The following is a 15,909-nucleotide window of genomic DNA, read 5'->3' as shown; positions in this document are numbered from 1 at the left end:
GCGCCTCAGTCGCCGGCCAATGCCTTTTCCAGTTTCCGCTGCACGCGCTGCGCCTCGGCCAGGATGCCGTGCAGGATGCGCAGCTCGCGCTGATCGGGACGGGCGCGCAGGAAAAGCTTGCGCAGTCGCAACTCGATCGTGCGCGGCGAACGCCCCTTGTGGAACTGGATATCCTCCAGCGCCTGGGTCAGGTGCATGAAGAACTGCTCCATCTGATCCAGATTTGCGGGCGGATCGCCCGGCTTCGGCATCTCGACATCGACCCCATGGAGCATGGCCAGGCGCAGCTCGTAAGCCACCACCTGCACCGCCTGGGCCAGGTTCAGTGAGCTGTAGTCCTCGACGCTGGGAATGCGCACCATGGCGTGGCAATGCGCCAGCTCGTCGTTGGCCAGGCCGCTCTGCTCGTTGCCGAACACCAACGCCACCTCGCGCCCCTCGCTGGCAGCCTGCCAGGCCTGCCGGGCGCCTTCCTGCGGCGTCAATTCCGGCAGCGTGACGCCACGCCGACGCGCGCTCAGCCCCAGCGCCAGGGAACATCCGGTCAGCGCCTGCGGCAAGTCGCCGTGAACCCCTGCGCCGTCCAGCACGCCCGGGGCACCGGCCGCCAGCGCATCGGCCTCCGGATCGGGAAAGCGCTGCGGCGTGACCAGGTCCAGGCGCTCGAATCCCATGGTGCAAATGGCGCGGGCGGCGCTGCCGATGTTGCCGGGGTGCGAGGTGCGCACCAGGACAAAACGGACATGGTGGCGGGCTTGGTCGTCGGTCATGGCAATCGTTCGGTGGCATGGATCGAAACGTCGGAGTTTACAGACATTTGGGGGCGCCCCTGCCGCTCTGCTAAGCTTGCCCGCCTTCGCGGCAGTGTCGCGACCCCCGTTCTTTACAGCCCGGACGACCATGCCCAGACCTGCAGTCAATGTCGCGGTACGCGCCGCGCGCGCCGCTGGTAGCGTGATTCTTCGCTACATGAATCGCCTCGACAGCGTCAATGTCGTCGAAAAGCAGCGCATGGATTTCGTCTCCGAGGTCGACCGCGCGGCCGAGGCCGAGATCATCCGCGAACTCAAGCGCGCCTATCCGCGCCATGCCTTCCTCGGCGAGGAATCCGGGCAGACCGGCAAGGGGCCACTGATGTGGGTCATCGACCCGCTGGACGGCACCCACAACTACCTGCGTGGCATCCCGCACTTTTGCGTCTCCATTGCCATGCTTGATCACGGCGAACCGATGTACGCCGTGATCTACGATCCGTTGCGCGACGAGCTGTTCACCAGCAGCAAGGGCGACGGCGCCTATCTCAACGACCGCCGCCTGCGCGTGGGCAAGCGCGAAAGCCTGGACGGCGCGATGCTGGCCACCGGCTTTCCGTATCGCCAGCGCGCCCACCTGGATGCGCAGCTGGACATGACCCGCAAGCTGCTGACCCAGGCCGAGGACATCCGCCGCACCGGCTCGGCCGCGCTGGACCTGGCCTACACGGCCGCCGGCCGCTTTGATGGCTACTTCGAGATCGGCCTCAAGCCCTGGGACCTGGCGGCCGGCTGCCTGCTGGTGCGCGAGGCGGGAGGTACGTTCACCGATTTCTCCGGCCGCGACGGCCTGCCCGAAAGTGGCAACCTGATCGCCGCCAATCACCACCTGGTACCGGCCATGGTGCGCGTGGCTGGCGAGACACTGCCGCCAATACTGCTCAAGGCCTGAGCTCGCACAACACCCGCGCAACCTGGATGCGGCCGCAGGCCTTACCCGGGCCCGTCCGCCTGATCCGGCTCATCGCGTTTCAGCAATTCACGCAGAAACGGCAGCGTGACGCGGCGTTTGGCCGCCAGCGAGGCGCGGTCGATATCGTCGAGCAATGCGCCCAGGGTCCCCAGGTCACGCGCATGATGCAGGAACAGCCAGTCCATCACCGCATCATCCAGTTCAATGCCGCGGGCACGGGCGCGCGTGCGCAACACATGCCGGCGCTGCGCCTCGCCCAGTGGATGCAGCTTCGCCAGGGTGCATGCACCCAGCCTTGAGCGCAGGTCCGGCAGGGCCAGCGCCAGTTGCGCCGGTGGCTGGCGCGCAGCAAAAAGCAGCGTCATGCCTTCCGCACGGCTACGGTTGTAGAGGTCGAAAAGCGCATGCTCGGCCTCCAGTTCACCGCATATCGCGTCCACTGCATCCAGCGCCAGAAGGGCGCAGCCACCGCTGCCGCGGATAGCCGAGGCCGCCGGTCCGCGCAGCGCGTCCAGCGGCAGGTATTGCACACGGCGTCCGCCATCGCTGGCCTCCTGGCAAGCAGCAGCCAGCAGATGGGTCTTGCCGCTTGCGGCCGGGCCGGCCAGGAACACCCAGGGCGCGTCGGCTTCGGTCGCGGCACGCTGCACCGCGGCCACGGCCACGGCGCTTTCGCCTGCATGGAAATGTTCGAAGCGCTGGCGCCGGGGCCAGCGCAGGGCCAGGGGAAGCTGGGTCACAATTGCAGTTCGTCCGTGTCGTCCAGATCCGCGGCGTGCGTGCCGGAGCGCGCTTCGGCAGGCGTCTCGACCGGATCCGGATCAATGCGCCGCGGAAGCTCACCGTACAGGTCACTGTCACGATAGCGCTGGTAGCCATAGCGCAGCAGCACCATGATCACCGAGGTCGCCGGCAGGGCCAGCAACACACCAAGAAAGCCGAACAATTGCCCACCCGCCATCACGGCGAAGATCACCGCCACGGGATGCAGGCCGATCTTGTTGCCGACCAGGCGCGGCACCAGTACATAGCCTTCCAGCATCTGTCCGATGGCAAACACCAGCAGCACCAGCAGCACATGCAGCCAGTCTCCGAACTGGACCAATGCTGCAATCAGGCTGATCACGAGGCCGATGATGAACCCGAGGTAGGGCACGAAACTCAGCAACCCAGCGATCATGCCGATCAGGGGGCCGACCGAAATACCGATCACCGTCAGGCCCAGACCGTAGAACACGCCCAGCGCCAGCATCACCAGCAACTGACCGCGCACGAACGACCCCAGCACCTGATCCGACTCGTGCGCCAGACGGCGGATGATCGCCTGCTTGCGACGCGGGAGCATGCTGTCGATGCGCGCCAGCATCACGTCCCAGTCGCGCAGCAGATAGAACGTGACCACCGGAATCAGGACCAGGTTGGTGATGCTTTCGATCAGCCCCAGCCCGGAGCGCGAAACCTGGCCGAGCACGCTCGCTGCCGTGCCGCTGACCGAGCCGATATGCGCCTTCAGGGCGGCGACGATGCGCTTGCTGTCAAACGCGGAGGCATTCAGGTGCAGGTGCTCCCGAAGCCAGGGCAGCAGCGTGGTACGCAGCCATTGCACATAGCCGGGTATGTTGTTGATGAGGTTGGTCACTTGGTGCTGCAACAGGGGAATCAACAGCACCAGCATGCCGACCAGCACCAGCGTCATGCAGGTGAACACCACGCTGACTGCCAGGGTGCGGCTCATGTGCAGGCGTTCCAGGCGATCGGCCAGCGGGTCGCCCAGATAGGCAAAGCCGGCGGCGATCGCGAACGGCATCACCACCGGGGCCAACAACCACAGCAATACGAGGACGGCAAACAGCAGGGCCATGCCCTGCCAGCGGCGCGTGAGGTCAGGCGTCATGAGGCACGCTCCGGGAACAGGGTCGGAAAGCGACTCGCTGGCGACGAGCGCGGGCCAACCAGTGGATCACGTAGTCCACGCCGCTGGCCACTGTCAGGACAGCCACCAGCCATCCCAGCGGCTGCACCTGCATGGACGCAAACGCGCTGTTGCGCAGCAGCACCAGCAATACGAACAGGATCTGCAGCATGGTACTCAACTTGGCCAGTCGCCGGGGCTGCGCCTTGAACGGACCGATCCACAGGCGATAGCCCAGCGCGCCACCGAGGATCACCAGGTCGCGACCCAGCACCAGCAGGGCCAGCCACAATGGCAATACCTGCATCAGCGCCAGCACCAGGTAGCACGTCATCAGCAGGAGCTTGTCGGCCGCCGGGTCGAGCAACGCGCCCAACCGGCTGCGCCAACCGAAATGCCTTGCCAGCCAGCCATCGAAGGCGTCCGAAAGACCCGCCGCCAGCGCCAGCCATAGCGCCATGCTGTAGTGCTCGCGCGTGATCAGCACTGCGACCGGCAATACCAATGCAATGCGTACCAACGAAATGAAATTGGGCAGGTGTCGCCAGGCCGTTTCCTTGCCGGATTTCATCGCTTCCCGCCGCTCCCGTGTGCCTCACCGCAGCCAGTTCATGCTGGCGTTCGCACCTGAATGCGCAATGGCATCCGGTTGCAGATGACCTTTCGATTTCAGGCTGCCGAGCACCACCTGCAGCGGGGCGGAAGTGCTGATCTGGAGCATGACCCCGTGTCCGTCGGCAGCAATCGGCTCGACCGATTTCACCCGGTTATCGCTGCGCAGCAAGGCAAGCAGATGCGCAAGATCCATCGCCGAATCCATGTGGGAAACCCACAGCGTACCCTTGCCACCCTGCGTCACGATGGCACCGGGAACCTCGTCCGCGGCCGACTGCAGCTGCTTTTGCAGGGTCTGGGCCAGTTGTTGCACCGCGGCGGTATCGAAGCTCACCTGAAGCACGAAAGGGCTTGCGCTGCCCGCGGGCGCACGCTGGTACTGGTAGTTCTGCACGAGGTTGGCCGCCTTGCCCAGGGCATCGGAATATCCCTGCGCGCCGGTGATGGTATTTCCAACCTGGCGCGTGAGCACCATGCCGAGACCGACGGCGAAGGCATGGTTGCGTTGCGCAGCAGTGGTATCAGTGACCGGAATGGTGACCTTGTAGCCTGCGCTCTGGGCCCGTGCCGGGTGCATCGGAAGCGCGGCACACAGGGCTGCAACGAGGATGAAAAGCAGGGTACGGATACGCATCGGGACACTCACACGTTTGAAAACAAGGCAAAACGGCGCAACTCAGGCCTGAAAGTCTGCCCAATCGGGGCCGCAACGTCTATCATGGGCCTCTTTAACGGGCAGCGCAGTCGCAACAGCGACCCCGCCCTTCCGCCTCACGACGACCCGGGTTGCACGCATGGCCGCCGACAACGACGCCCTTACCTACCGCGCTGCCGGCGTGGACATCGATGCCGGAAATGCGCTGGTCGAGCGCATCAAGCCCATGGTCAAGCGCAGCATGCGCCCGGAAGTGATGGGTGGACTCGGCGGATTCGGTGCGCTGTTCGACCTCTCCAACAGCTATCGTGAACCGGTCCTGGTGTCGGGTACCGATGGCGTCGGCACCAAGCTCAAGCTGGCCCAGCAATTGAACCGCCACGACACCATCGGTATCGACCTGGTCGGCATGTGCGTCAACGACGTACTGGTGCAGGGCGCCGAGCCCCTGTTCTTCCTGGACTATTTCGCGACCGGCAAACTGGACGTGGAAATCGCGGTGGCCGTGGTCGGCGGTATCGCGCGCGGTTGCGAACTGGCCGGCTGCGCTCTGATCGGCGGAGAGACGGCGGAAATGCCGGACATGTACCCGCCCGGCGAATACGATCTGGCCGGCTTCACCGTCGGCGCGGTGGAAAAATCCGCTCTGCTCGATGGCAGCGCCATCGTGGCCGGCGACTTGATCGTGGGCGTGGACGCATCCGGACCGCACTCCAACGGCTATTCGTTGATCCGCCGCGTGCTGGAACGAGCCGGAAATCCTCTGGACATGGACCTCGACGGTCGTCCGCTGGCCGACGCCTTGATGGCGCCCACCACGTTGTATGTGAAGCCCGTGCTGGAGCTGCTCAAGACCTTGCCGGTACACGGCATGGCACATATCACGGGCGGCGGCCTGCTTGAAAACATCATCCGCGTGGTCCCGGACGGTCTCGGCATCGAGCTGGACACCAGCCGCTGGACACTCCCTGCGGTGTTCGACTGGCTGCAACGCGAAGGCAGGCTGGCGCGAGAGGAAATGTGGCGCACCTTCAATTGCGGCATCGGCTTCACCGTGATCCTGACTCCCGACCAGGCCGACGCAGCCATCCGCTTGCTGGGCGAACACGGCCTCGGTGCACAGGTGATCGGCCAGGTCGAGCGCGTGACGGACGATCGTCGCGTGCACATGCACTGAACCGGTGGACCCGCATCCCGTGACCGAGCACAAGCCGTTGCCCATCGCCGTGCTGGCCTCCGGCCGCGGCAGCAACCTCGAAGCGCTGATGCATGCCTGCAACACAGGCCAGTTGCCGCTTGAATTCCGGCTGGTCGCAAGCGACCACGCCGAAGCCGCTGCCCTGAGGCGCGCGGAATCGGCAGCAATACCCACCGTGGCGCTGGACCCTTCCGGCTACCGCACGCGACGCGATTTCGACCTCGACCTGTTCGCGCGAGTGGCCGCCAGCGGCGCCGAACTGGTGGTGTTGGCAGGATTCATGCGGATCCTTGACGCCGAGGCCATCGCGCCCTGGACGGGCCGCATGATCAACGTGCACCCGTCCCTGCTGCCGCGCTACCGCGGCCTGCACACGCACCGTCGTGCGCTTGAAGCGGGTGACCACGAGCACGGCGCCAGCGTGCACTTCGTCAGCGCTGAACTGGACGGTGGCCCGGTCATTGCCCAGGCGCACATCGACGTGCGCGCTGACGATACCGAAACCACGCTTGCCGCACGCCTGCTGCCCTTCGAGCACCGCCTGCTGCCCGCCGTGGTCAAGCTGATCGCCGAGGAACGGCTTGGCCTGCACGATGCTGTCGTGACGCTGGACACGATCCCGCTCGAACAGCCGCTGCGCCTTGTGGATCAGGCGCTGCAGCGAGCCTGAGTCGTTTTTGTCGGCCACGATTCAGATTCGTACACGCAGACTGTCCGCATGCATACACGACATCCAATCGGCATTTTTCTGGCCGGCCTGGCCCTGCTGGTCGCGGGAAACGTGTTTGCCGGCACCACGCCGCATGCATTCACGGCGCGCTATCAGGTACTGCGCAATGGCAACACCATCGGTACGGTGAGCATGACCCTGCGAGCCCAGTCCGACGGCACCTGGCGCTATATCTCGAAGATGCGCGGCACTTCCGGCCTGGCCGGGCTGCTGGGCGCGAGCCTTGACGAGAATTCGCTGCTGCGCTGGCGCAACGGTCGACCCGAGACGGTGGACTACCGCTATCACATGAACGTCGCCTTCAAGGATCGCAAGCGGCACGTCCACGTCGACTGGAGCACGGGCACGGTGCATGTGACCCAGGACGGCAAGATGCATCAGTACCCCGTCCACGACGGCCTTGTCGACCAGCACGCGATACCGCTTGCCCTGGGACTCGCGCTGGCGGGGGGCGCGCACGACATCACGCTGCCGGTGGCGGTCAAGGATCGCGTTGAAATGCAGCACTACCGCGTGACCGGTGACCGCGTGCTCGACGTCCCGGTGGGTCGTTACCGGGCCGATCGCGTGGACCGAATCGACAAGGACAAGGCGTTTTCCGCCTGGTACGTCCCCGGCCGTTACCCCATTCCGGTGAAACTCAGGAAGGACGGCAAGGACAAGCTTTCACTGCTGCTGCAACGCTTCACGCGCAATTGACACGCGCCCCTGCGGCGCAATGCTGCGGGCGCGTGCCGTGCTGGCGAAGATGCCGCTGGCGGCTCGTCGCATCGGCTCTGCAGGCACCTGCTCCGCGCTTGGTTGCAGGGGGTTTACCCAGCAAATCAATTGGGCAGGCGACGGATCTTGGCGCCCAGCGCGCCGAGTTTTTCCTCGATGTTCTCGTAGCCGCGGTCGATGTGGTACACGCGGTCCACGGTGGTATCGCCGCCTGCGACCAGACCGGCCAGGACCAGGCATGCCGAAGCGCGCAGGTCGGTGGCCATGATGGGCGCACCGCTCATCTTGCCCACGCCCTTGATGATGGCCGTGTTGCCTTCCAGCTGGATATCCGCTCCCAGGCGCTGCAGTTCGTGCACGTGCATGAAACGATTCTCGAACACGGTCTCGGTGATCACGCCGACCCCTTCGGCCACGCAGTTGAGCGCCGTGAACTGGGCCTGCATGTCGGTCGGAAAAGCCGGATACGGCGCAGTGCTGATGCTGACCGAACGCGGGCGCCGGCCGCGCATGTCCAGCTCGATCCAGTCCTTGCCGACATTCAGCTGGGCACCGGTCTCCTCCAGCTTGGCCAGGACCGAGTCGAGGGTGGCCGGTCGTGCATTGCGCGTACGCACCCTGCCACCGGTGATGGCCGCGGCAATCAGGAACGTACCAGTCTCGATGCGATCCGGCAGCACGTCATAATGGCATCCGTGCAGGCGCTCAACGCCGTGGATCACCAGCGTGGCGGTACCCGCGCCCTCGATCTGGGCACCCATGGCATTGAGGCAGTTGGCCAGGTCGACCACTTCCGGTTCCTGCGCGGCGTTCTCGATGACGGTGGTGCCCGAGGCCAGCGTGGCCGCCATCATGATGTTCTCGGTACCGGTCACGGTGACCATGTCCATGACGATGCGCGCGCCCTTCAGGCGCTTGGCGCGCGCCTTGATGTAGCCATTTTCCACAATGACCTCTGCGCCCAGGGCCTGCAGACCGCGAATGTGCTGGTCCACCGGTCGCGAGCCGATCTGGCAGCCGCCCGGGAGGGAGACCTCGGCCTGGCCGAAGCGCGCCACCAGGGGACCGAGCACCAGGATCGAGGCGCGCATCGTCTTGACCAGGTCATAGGGCGCAAAGAAACGGTCGGTCGGCCTTGGGTCGACCTCGATCGTCATGCGGTCGTCCAGCACCAGTTGCACACCCATCCGGCCAAGCAGCTCCATCGTGGTGGTGACATCGTGCAGGTGCGGCACGTTGCCGATGCTGACCGGCTCATCGGCCAGCAGGCAGGCGGCCAGGATCGGCAGCACGGCGTTCTTGGCGCCGGAGATCTGGATTTCTCCCGAAAGCGGAGCACCGCCGGAAATGACGATTTTTGCCATGTTCGTGTATATCCTCGGTGGACCGTACGGGCGCATGCGCAAGGCGCAGGCTCGCGGACGGCCCGGTTACTGGGAGACCCGGCGCCTCAAGGCTGTCCGGCGACGGCAACACCGCGCTCGCGGGCTTCCTCGGGGGTCAGGGTCTTCAGGCTCAACGCATGAATCTCGCCACCCATCAGCTCCCCCAGAGTGGCGTAGACCATGCGGTGACGCGCAAGAGGGAGCTTGCCGGCAAAGGCACCGCAGATCACATCAGCCTCGAAATGCACGCCATCGGCTCCGCGTACATCGGCACGGGCTTCCACCAGGCCGTTTTCGATCAGGTCTTTGATGCGTGCGGGATCCATCATGGCAAATCTTCGTTGGGCTCTGCGGGCGGTAGGGGCACTTTTGCAATGCAATACACAAGCTGAACGCAGTGCACGTAGGCAAACCGTCAAACAAATGTAAAATGCGATCATGGCATGGTAATGGAAAACCTGTGGCACAGGAACGACAAGGACCGTCGCTCGCAGCTCCTCGTTCAGGCCATCCGGATCTTACGACGCCTATCCAGAGAGGCACATGAATACGCGAACCGCACCGGCTCCCCTGGCCCAGACGGCTGTCTCTTCCGACAGCCTGGCACGCAGTGCCCGCACGGTGATCGCCACCGAAGCTGCGGCAATCCGTTCGCTGGAACCCCGTATTGACGGCCAATTCAGTGCCGCCTGCCGCATCATCCTGGCCTGTCGCGGTCGTGTGGTGGTGATCGGCATGGGCAAGTCCGGGCACATTGCGCGCAAGATCGCCGCCACCCTGGCTTCGACCGGCACGCCGTCGTTCTTCGTGCATCCCGGCGAAGCCAGCCATGGCGACCTGGGCATGATCCTGCCCGAGGACGTGGTGCTGGCCCTGTCCAACTCGGGCGAGACCGACGAGGTACTGTTCATCCTTCCGGTGATCAAGCGCCAGGGCATCCCGCTGATCGCCATGACCGGAAACCCGCGCTCCTCGCTGGCCCATCAGGCGGACACGCATCTGGACGTCAGCGTGCCCGCAGAAGCCTGCCCGCTGGGCCTCGCGCCGACCGCGAGCACCACCGCCGCGCTGGTGATGGGCGACGCGCTGTCGGTTGCGCTCCTGGAGGCCCGTGGCTTCACTTCCGACGACTTTGCACGCTCGCACCCGGCCGGCAGCCTGGGCCGGCGCCTGCTGCTGCACATCGGCGACATCATGCATCACGGCGAGGGCATCCCGAGCGTGGGCCCGGGGTCCAGCCTGACCGCGGCACTGATGGAAATGACCCGCAAGCGACTGGGCATGACCGCCGTGGTGGATGGCGAGCAACGCCTGCTGGGCGTGTTCACCGACGGTGACCTGCGCCGCGCGGTGGACGACCACAACGTGGACCTGCGCCACGTCAAGGTCGAGGACCTGATGACGCGCAAGCCCAAGACATTGAGCGCCGACAAGCTGGCCGTGGAAGCGGCACAGGTGATGGAAAATCACCAGATTCATGCGCTGCTTGTGGTCGACGACGAGAACCGCGTGGTCGGCGCGCTGAACATCCACGACCTGCTGCGCGCCCGCGTGGTCTGAAGGCCTGCTGCGGCAAGCCGGCCTGACCGGCCTCTGGTAGCATGCCGTCAGCGCTTCCGGCACCGTCCCTCGCCATGCCCCACGATTACCTGACCGATGTCCCCGACGACGTGCGTGAACGCGCCGGGCGGGTGCGCCTGGTCGCTTTCGACGTGGACGGCACACTCACCGATGGCCGCCTGTGGTACGGCGAGGGTGGCCGCGAAATCAAGCTGTTCCATGCCCACGACGGGCTCGGCATCAAGCGGCTGCATGCGCATGGGATCGAGGTCGCCTTCATTACCGCGCGCGTCAGTCATGCGCTTTCCGAGCGTGCACGCGACCTGGGCATCACGCATGTGTACCAGGGCCAGGACAACAAGCGCGCGAGCTTGACCGAACTGCTCGACGCGCTCGGGCTCAAGGCCGAGCAGGCGGCCTTTGTCGGCGACGATCTGCCCGATCTTGCGCCGATGCGCATGGCCGGACTGGCCGTCGCCGTGGCCAATGCGCATCCGTGGATCGTCGAACATGCACACTGGCAGACCCGGCGACGTGGTGGCGAAGGCGCCGCGCGCGAGGTCTGCGACCTGATCCTGGCGATACAGGACAAGTCCGATACCGAACGCGAGCACTGGCTGTGACCACGAGGCGTCTCCTGACCAGCCTGTTCGCCCTGGCGCTGGCCATCGGCGTGGTCCAGGGGCTGCTGTGGTGGCTCGAACCGGCGTCCAAACCGCAACAGATGGTCGGACCGCCACGTTCCAGCTATACCCTGCACGAGTTCACCCTGGACGGGTACGGGCCCAAGGGCCACATGGCCTACCAGCTCAGCGCACCGCAACTGGAACGACGTGAGGGCGATGCATCGATGTACATCAACCAGCCCCGGTTTGTGCTTCCACCCAAGAACGGCTCGCCGGGCAAGCCCTGGACCGGCCATGCCGCGTATGGATGGATCAGCGCCAACGGCAACCTGATCAAGCTGCAGGGTGAGGTGCACATGCAGCGCCCCGCCTTCGATGGCCAGGCCAGTGCGCAGATCGACACCTCGGACGTGACCGCCTGGCCGCATCAGAACCGCCTTGAGACCGATCAGCATGTGGCGATCGTGCAGGGCACCACCCGCATGACCGGGACCGGCATGCGGGCCGATTTCAACAACCAGCATATGGAGCTATTGCATGACTTCCATGGCACGTTCCTTCCGAGTGGCACGCAGCCCTAGCCGGCCATGCGTGACGCTGGCCTGTTGCCTAGTACTGGCCGCCGGCCTGCTGAGTGTGTCTGCGCATGCAAAGCAGAGCGACCGCTCGCAGCCGGTCAACGTGTCCGCGCAGTCGGCCGACGCCACGGCGAGTCCCAACGGCATCAGCCACCTCAAGGGCGACGTCGTGATCACCCAGGGCAGCTTGAAAGCCACGGGAGACAACGGCACCATCCATTTCGACAGTCAATCCCAGGTCAAGCGCGTGGTGCTGACTGGCAAGGCGCACATCCAGCAGGTCGACGACAATGGCAACCTGATGACCGGTGATGCCGATTCCATCAGCTATGACGTGGCCAAGGGCATTGCGATCCTGACCGGACATGCCCGCGTCAAACAGGCCGGTCGTGGCAGCGCCAGTGGCGACAAGCTGGTCTATGACACCCGCAACAGCACCATGACTGCGCAGAGCTCGGGCGACAACCGGGTCCACCTGATCTTCAAGGCGCGCTCGACGCCGGCCACACCCGGCACAAAACCGGCACACACCGCCACCAGCGGAAATTGAATCGCATATGCTCTCGGCACAAGGCCTGCAAAAACGCTTTCGCCAGCGCCAGGTGGTACGCAACTTCGGCTTCTCGATCCGCGAGGGCGAGGTGGTGGGCCTGCTGGGGCCCAACGGCGCCGGCAAGACCACCTGCTTCTACATGGTGGTGGGCCTGATCCCGGCGGACGCGGGGAGCATCCGCCTGGACAAGCACGACATCACCGGCCTGCCCATGCATGAGCGCGCCCGCCGCGGGATCGGCTACCTGCCCCAGGAGCCTTCGGTATTCCGCAGCTTGACGGTGGCCGACAACATCCTGGCCGTGCTCGAGTTGCGCCAGGACCTGGATGCCGGCGACCGCTCCAGGGAACTGGAGTCGCTGCTGGATGAACTGAAGATCAGCCATATCGCCAGCCAGAAGGGCATCAGCCTGTCCGGCGGTGAACGCCGTCGCGTGGAAATTGCACGCGCCCTGGCCGGCAGGCCCCGCTACATGCTCCTGGACGAGCCATTTGCCGGTGTCGACCCGATCTCCGTCGGCGAGATCCAGCGCATCGTGCGCCACCTCAAGGACCGCGGTATCGGCGTGCTGATCACCGACCACAACGTGCGCGAAACCCTGGGCATCTGCGACCGCGCCTACATCCTCAATGAGGGCGAGGTCCTGGCGCGCGGCAATCCTGCACATATCCTGGCCGACAGCAAGGTGCGCGAAGTCTACCTGGGCCACGAATTCCGTTTGTGAGCCGCTCTGCGAGCCTTATCCCGGCGTGCGCCACGCCATGCTGGTCGGTTGCGCGCCTTGGGGTTAGGATGAGCATGACTCATTCACCACGGTGACGGATGAAACCCGGTCTCCACCTCCGTCTCAACCAGCAACTTGCGCTGACGCCGCAACTACAGCAGGCCATCCGGCTGTTGCAGTTGTCCCAGCTTGAGCTGGAAACAGAACTCAGGGTGCTGACCGAGAGCAATCCACTGCTGGAATTTGCCGAAGAGTCCGAGGACGCCACCCAAGAAGTCGATGCCGAGAGCGCTTCCGGCGAGGTCGAGGCCGCTCCGGTCGCCGAACAGGAAGCCGGGTCAGAGAGCACGAGCCTGGAGACCGATTGGGAAAACGATCCGGCCCGCATCGCCGAAAGCTACACTCGCAGCAGCGGATCGGGCAGCGGGGCCGGCACAGGCGAGGACGAGGATTTCGAGCCCCAGAACGCCGCGCCCGAGGGACTTCGCGAACACCTGTCCTGGCAACTCAACCTGGAACCTTTCAACCCGCGCGAACACGCCATCGCGCTGGCCCTGATCGACTCGCTCGACGACGACGGATATCTGCACGAGGGCATCACCCCGGTCCTGGCCGCCCTGCCCCGCGAACTGCATTTCGACGAGGCCGAGGTCGAAGCCGTGCGCAAACGCATTCAGCGTTTCGACCCCACGGGCGTGGCCAGCCTGGACCTGCGTGATTGCCTGCTCAGCCAATTGCTGCAACTGGAGCAGGATACGCCGCTGCTGGATCTTGCCTGCGGCATCGTCGAAGTGGGCCTGGACCTGCTGGCACGCAACGACTTCAAGCGACTGGCTTCCAAGCTCAAGGCTGAAATCGAGGACGTGTCCCAGGCCAGCGCCCTGATCCGCAACCTCGACCCCAAACCAGGCGCCGCGCTCGACCCCACGCCCGTCGAATTCGTCACCCCGGATGCCTATACCTGGAAAGACGGTGCCCGCTGGCGCGTCTCCCTGAGCAGCGAAACCCAGCCCAGGCTGAGCCTGAACCAGCACTACTGCGGCCTGATCCAGAAGGCCAGCCGCGAGGATGCCGCCTACCTGCGCGGACGCATGCAGGAGGCCCGCTGGCTGCTGAAAAGCCTGCAGTCGCGCGCCGAGACCATCCTGAAAGTGGCCGAGGCCATCGTCCGCCGCCAGAGCGCGTTTCTCAATTACGGCCCCGAAGCCATGCGACCGCTGGTGCTGCGTGAAGTCGCCGAGCAGGTCGACATGCACGAGTCGACCATCTCCCGCGTGACCACCCGCAAGTACCTGCACACGCCGCGCGGCACCTACGAGTTCAAGTATTTCTTTTCTTCCGGCGTGTCCACCGAGTCCGGTGGCAGCGCTTCGGCCACCGCGATCCAGGCCATGTTGCGCAAACTGGTGGACGAGGAGGATGCCAGCCACCCGCTGTCGGACAAGGCGCTGGCCGATCATCTGCATGAGCGCGGTATCCAGGTGGCGCGCCGCACCGTGGCCAAATATCGGGAACTGTTGCGAATCCCCAGCTCGACTGAACGCCAGCGAGCCGGATGACCCACTGACGGGAACCTGCTGCCGAGGGAAACGTCACAACTACAGGAGTACAGCAAACGCGATCAAGAACACGACGACAACGCATGCCATCCACCCCGGCAACCGCCTGGCGGTTCCATTCAGGGGATGCATGGCGTTGACCATCACAAGCCAAAACCCGGTGCCGGAATCAACCGGCCCAACGCCACCACGACCGGTGGCTCATGTCCCAGAACAGGAGGCGACCATGCATGTTCAACTCAGCGGCCACCAGATCGAAGTCACCCCGGCATTGCGAGATCATCTGCATGCCAAACTCGACCGCCTCACGCGCCATTTCGACAACATCACCTCGCTCACCGTGGTCTTGAGCGTGGAGAAGCTCGAACAACGCGCCGAAGGCACGGTCAATGCCGCCGGAGCCACCGTTCATGCCGAAGCCGCGGACGCCGACATGTATGCGTCCATCGACGTGCTGATCGACAAGCTCGTCGCCCAGCTGCGCAAACACAAGGAAAAGCTGACCGACCATCACCGCGCCGAAGTGCGCCAGATGCGCGCAAGCTGAAAATCGCGTCGCCCCGGGCCGCGACAATGGTCCGGGGCGACGCTCGCCCCCCCACGAACCGCGCGACGCGCTCCGCGCAAACTGGCACAATGAAGTCAGGCTCCTGGCCCGAGTGCCGCGCGTGGAACAGCTGACTGCTCGACAACTTTTCGACGATGTGAAGGATCGCATGGCCCTGCGCTGGGTCGCGGGCCTGCGTGGAGAATCGCGCGCGCTCGAGACCCGCAGGACCCAGTCGCGGCGTCCTTCGCTGGTCGGCTATCTCAACATCATCTATCCCAACAAGGTGCAGATCATCGGCACCGAGGAGCTGCGCTACCTCGACGCCCTGGAATCGCGCCAGCGCTGGGAAACCGTGCAGAAGATCACCTCCAACGACCCCATTGCGCTGGTCATCAGCAAGGACCAGAGCGTGCCCTCTGACCTGCGCGAAGCGGCCGAGGAATCGGACACCCCCCTGTGGGTCAGCACCAAGCGCGGGCATGAGCTGCTGACCTGGCTGCAATATCACCTGGCACGCAGCCTGGCACGCCAGGTGACGCTGCACGGCGTGTTCATGGAGGTCTACTCGATTGGCGTGCTGATCACCGGCGCCCCCGGCTCGGGCAAGAGCGAGCTGGCGCTGGAACTGGTCACCCGTGGCCATCGCCTGGTGGCCGACGATGCCACCGAATTCACCCAGATCGCGCCCGACGTGATCGACGGCACCTGCCCGTCGTTGATCCGCGACCTGCTCGAGGTTCGTGGCCTGGGCGTCCTCAACATACGCGAGATGTTCGGCCACACCGCGGTCAAGCCTTCCAAGTACCTGCGCCTGATCAT

Annotated in this window: 19 protein-coding genes; 12 read left to right on the top strand and 7 right to left on the bottom strand. The window is 65.1% G+C overall.

The window, feature by feature from the left end:
* Positions 1-5: 5 nt before the first annotated feature.
* A complete protein-coding gene (locus tag PF446_RS07720; protein ID WP_298070794.1) occupies positions 6-770 on the bottom strand; it encodes an RNA methyltransferase in 765 nt (254 codons plus the stop codon).
* A gap of 130 nt (positions 771-900) precedes the next feature.
* Here PF446_RS07720 and PF446_RS07715 point away from each other — a divergent pair, with 130 nt between their 5' ends.
* The gene (locus PF446_RS07715; RefSeq protein ID WP_298070792.1) at positions 901-1,704 is read left to right on the top strand and encodes an inositol monophosphatase family protein; all 804 of its coding nucleotides are present in this window, start codon (positions 901-903) and stop codon (positions 1,702-1,704) included.
* Positions 1,705-1,745: 41 nt separating this feature from the next.
* Here PF446_RS07715 and hda read toward each other — a convergent pair whose 3' ends face one another.
* From hda to PF446_RS07695, 4 genes are read right to left on the bottom strand one after another with little or no spacing between them, the layout of a single operon-like run.
* Positions 1,746-2,468: a DnaA regulatory inactivator Hda gene (gene hda / locus PF446_RS07710; RefSeq protein ID WP_298070833.1), complete on the bottom strand. Its 723-nt coding sequence runs from the start codon at positions 2,466-2,468 to the stop codon at positions 1,746-1,748.
* A complete protein-coding gene (locus PF446_RS07705; protein ID WP_298070791.1) occupies positions 2,462-3,619 on the bottom strand; it encodes an AI-2E family transporter in 1,158 nt (385 codons plus the stop codon). Before PF446_RS07705 ends, hda begins: the two co-directional genes overlap by 7 nt.
* Entirely contained in the window at positions 3,609-4,208 is a 600-nt protein-coding gene (locus tag PF446_RS07700; protein WP_298070789.1) for a CDP-alcohol phosphatidyltransferase family protein, read from the bottom strand. Before PF446_RS07700 ends, PF446_RS07705 begins: the two co-directional genes overlap by 11 nt.
* Before the next feature lie 24 nt (positions 4,209-4,232).
* Positions 4,233-4,886: a DUF2066 domain-containing protein gene (locus PF446_RS07695; RefSeq protein WP_298070788.1), complete on the bottom strand. Its 654-nt coding sequence runs from the start codon at positions 4,884-4,886 to the stop codon at positions 4,233-4,235.
* A 160-nt stretch (positions 4,887-5,046) separates the two neighbouring features.
* On the opposite strand from PF446_RS07695, the gene purM reads away from it, so the two are divergent.
* From purM to PF446_RS07680, 3 genes are read left to right on the top strand one after another with little or no spacing between them, the layout of a single operon-like run.
* Positions 5,047-6,084 carry a phosphoribosylformylglycinamidine cyclo-ligase gene (gene purM / locus PF446_RS07690; RefSeq protein ID WP_298070786.1) on the top strand — a complete coding sequence of 346 codons (1,038 nt, stop codon included), beginning with the start codon at positions 5,047-5,049 and terminating at the stop codon, positions 6,082-6,084.
* Positions 6,085-6,088: 4 nt separating this feature from the next.
* Entirely contained in the window at positions 6,089-6,775 is a 687-nt protein-coding gene (purN, locus tag PF446_RS07685) for a phosphoribosylglycinamide formyltransferase (RefSeq protein WP_298070784.1), read from the top strand.
* Positions 6,776-6,823: 48 nt separating this feature from the next.
* The gene (locus tag PF446_RS07680; protein WP_298070783.1) at positions 6,824-7,534 is read left to right on the top strand and encodes a DUF6134 family protein; all 711 of its coding nucleotides are present in this window, start codon (positions 6,824-6,826) and stop codon (positions 7,532-7,534) included.
* Positions 7,535-7,659: 125 nt separating this feature from the next.
* Here PF446_RS07680 and murA read toward each other — a convergent pair whose 3' ends face one another.
* Together murA and PF446_RS07670 are read right to left on the bottom strand one after the other, a co-directional pair.
* Positions 7,660-8,919 (bottom strand): UDP-N-acetylglucosamine 1-carboxyvinyltransferase, encoded by a 1,260-nt coding sequence (gene murA, locus PF446_RS07675; RefSeq protein WP_298070780.1) that lies wholly within the window; start codon positions 8,917-8,919, stop codon positions 7,660-7,662.
* Positions 8,920-9,005: 86 nt separating this feature from the next.
* Positions 9,006-9,266 (bottom strand): BolA/IbaG family iron-sulfur metabolism protein, encoded by a 261-nt coding sequence (locus PF446_RS07670; protein ID WP_298070831.1) that lies wholly within the window; start codon positions 9,264-9,266, stop codon positions 9,006-9,008.
* 217 nt (positions 9,267-9,483) lie between these two features.
* Between PF446_RS07670 and PF446_RS07665 the strand changes: the two genes are divergently transcribed.
* The 8 genes from PF446_RS07665 to hprK form a co-directional block, all read left to right on the top strand.
* Complete coding sequence (locus PF446_RS07665; protein ID WP_298070778.1) at positions 9,484-10,500, top strand: KpsF/GutQ family sugar-phosphate isomerase; 1,017 nt, start codon at positions 9,484-9,486, stop codon at positions 10,498-10,500.
* 74 nt (positions 10,501-10,574) lie between these two features.
* Positions 10,575-11,123: an HAD hydrolase family protein gene (locus tag PF446_RS07660; protein ID WP_298070776.1), complete on the top strand. Its 549-nt coding sequence runs from the start codon at positions 10,575-10,577 to the stop codon at positions 11,121-11,123.
* The gene (lptC, locus tag PF446_RS07655; RefSeq protein WP_298070774.1) at positions 11,120-11,707 is read left to right on the top strand and encodes an LPS export ABC transporter periplasmic protein LptC; all 588 of its coding nucleotides are present in this window, start codon (positions 11,120-11,122) and stop codon (positions 11,705-11,707) included. The genes PF446_RS07660 and lptC overlap by 4 nt, the downstream gene beginning before the upstream one ends.
* Positions 11,673-12,254: a lipopolysaccharide transport periplasmic protein LptA gene (gene lptA, locus PF446_RS07650; RefSeq protein WP_298070772.1), complete on the top strand. Its 582-nt coding sequence runs from the start codon at positions 11,673-11,675 to the stop codon at positions 12,252-12,254. The genes lptC and lptA overlap by 35 nt, the downstream gene beginning before the upstream one ends.
* Positions 12,255-12,261: 7 nt before the next feature.
* A complete protein-coding gene (gene lptB / locus PF446_RS07645; protein ID WP_298070770.1) occupies positions 12,262-12,981 on the top strand; it encodes an LPS export ABC transporter ATP-binding protein in 720 nt (239 codons plus the stop codon).
* A 98-nt stretch (positions 12,982-13,079) separates the two neighbouring features.
* Positions 13,080-14,540 carry an RNA polymerase factor sigma-54 gene (locus PF446_RS07640; protein WP_298070769.1) on the top strand — a complete coding sequence of 487 codons (1,461 nt, stop codon included), beginning with the start codon at positions 13,080-13,082 and terminating at the stop codon, positions 14,538-14,540.
* Between the two features lie 130 nt (positions 14,541-14,670).
* Positions 14,671-15,087 carry a ribosome-associated translation inhibitor RaiA gene (gene raiA / locus PF446_RS07635; protein ID WP_343224664.1) on the top strand — a complete coding sequence of 139 codons (417 nt, stop codon included), beginning with the start codon at positions 14,671-14,673 and terminating at the stop codon, positions 15,085-15,087.
* A gap of 169 nt (positions 15,088-15,256) precedes the next feature.
* Positions 15,257-15,909 (top strand): HPr(Ser) kinase/phosphatase (gene hprK, locus PF446_RS07630; protein ID WP_298070828.1); only part of this gene is annotated, 653 nt, incomplete at its 3' end.

This window comes from Oleiagrimonas sp., from assembly GCF_027858935.1.
Lineage (GTDB): Bacteria > Pseudomonadota > Gammaproteobacteria > Xanthomonadales > Rhodanobacteraceae > Oleiagrimonas.
This window is presented reverse-complemented; position numbering and strand designations above follow the sequence as displayed.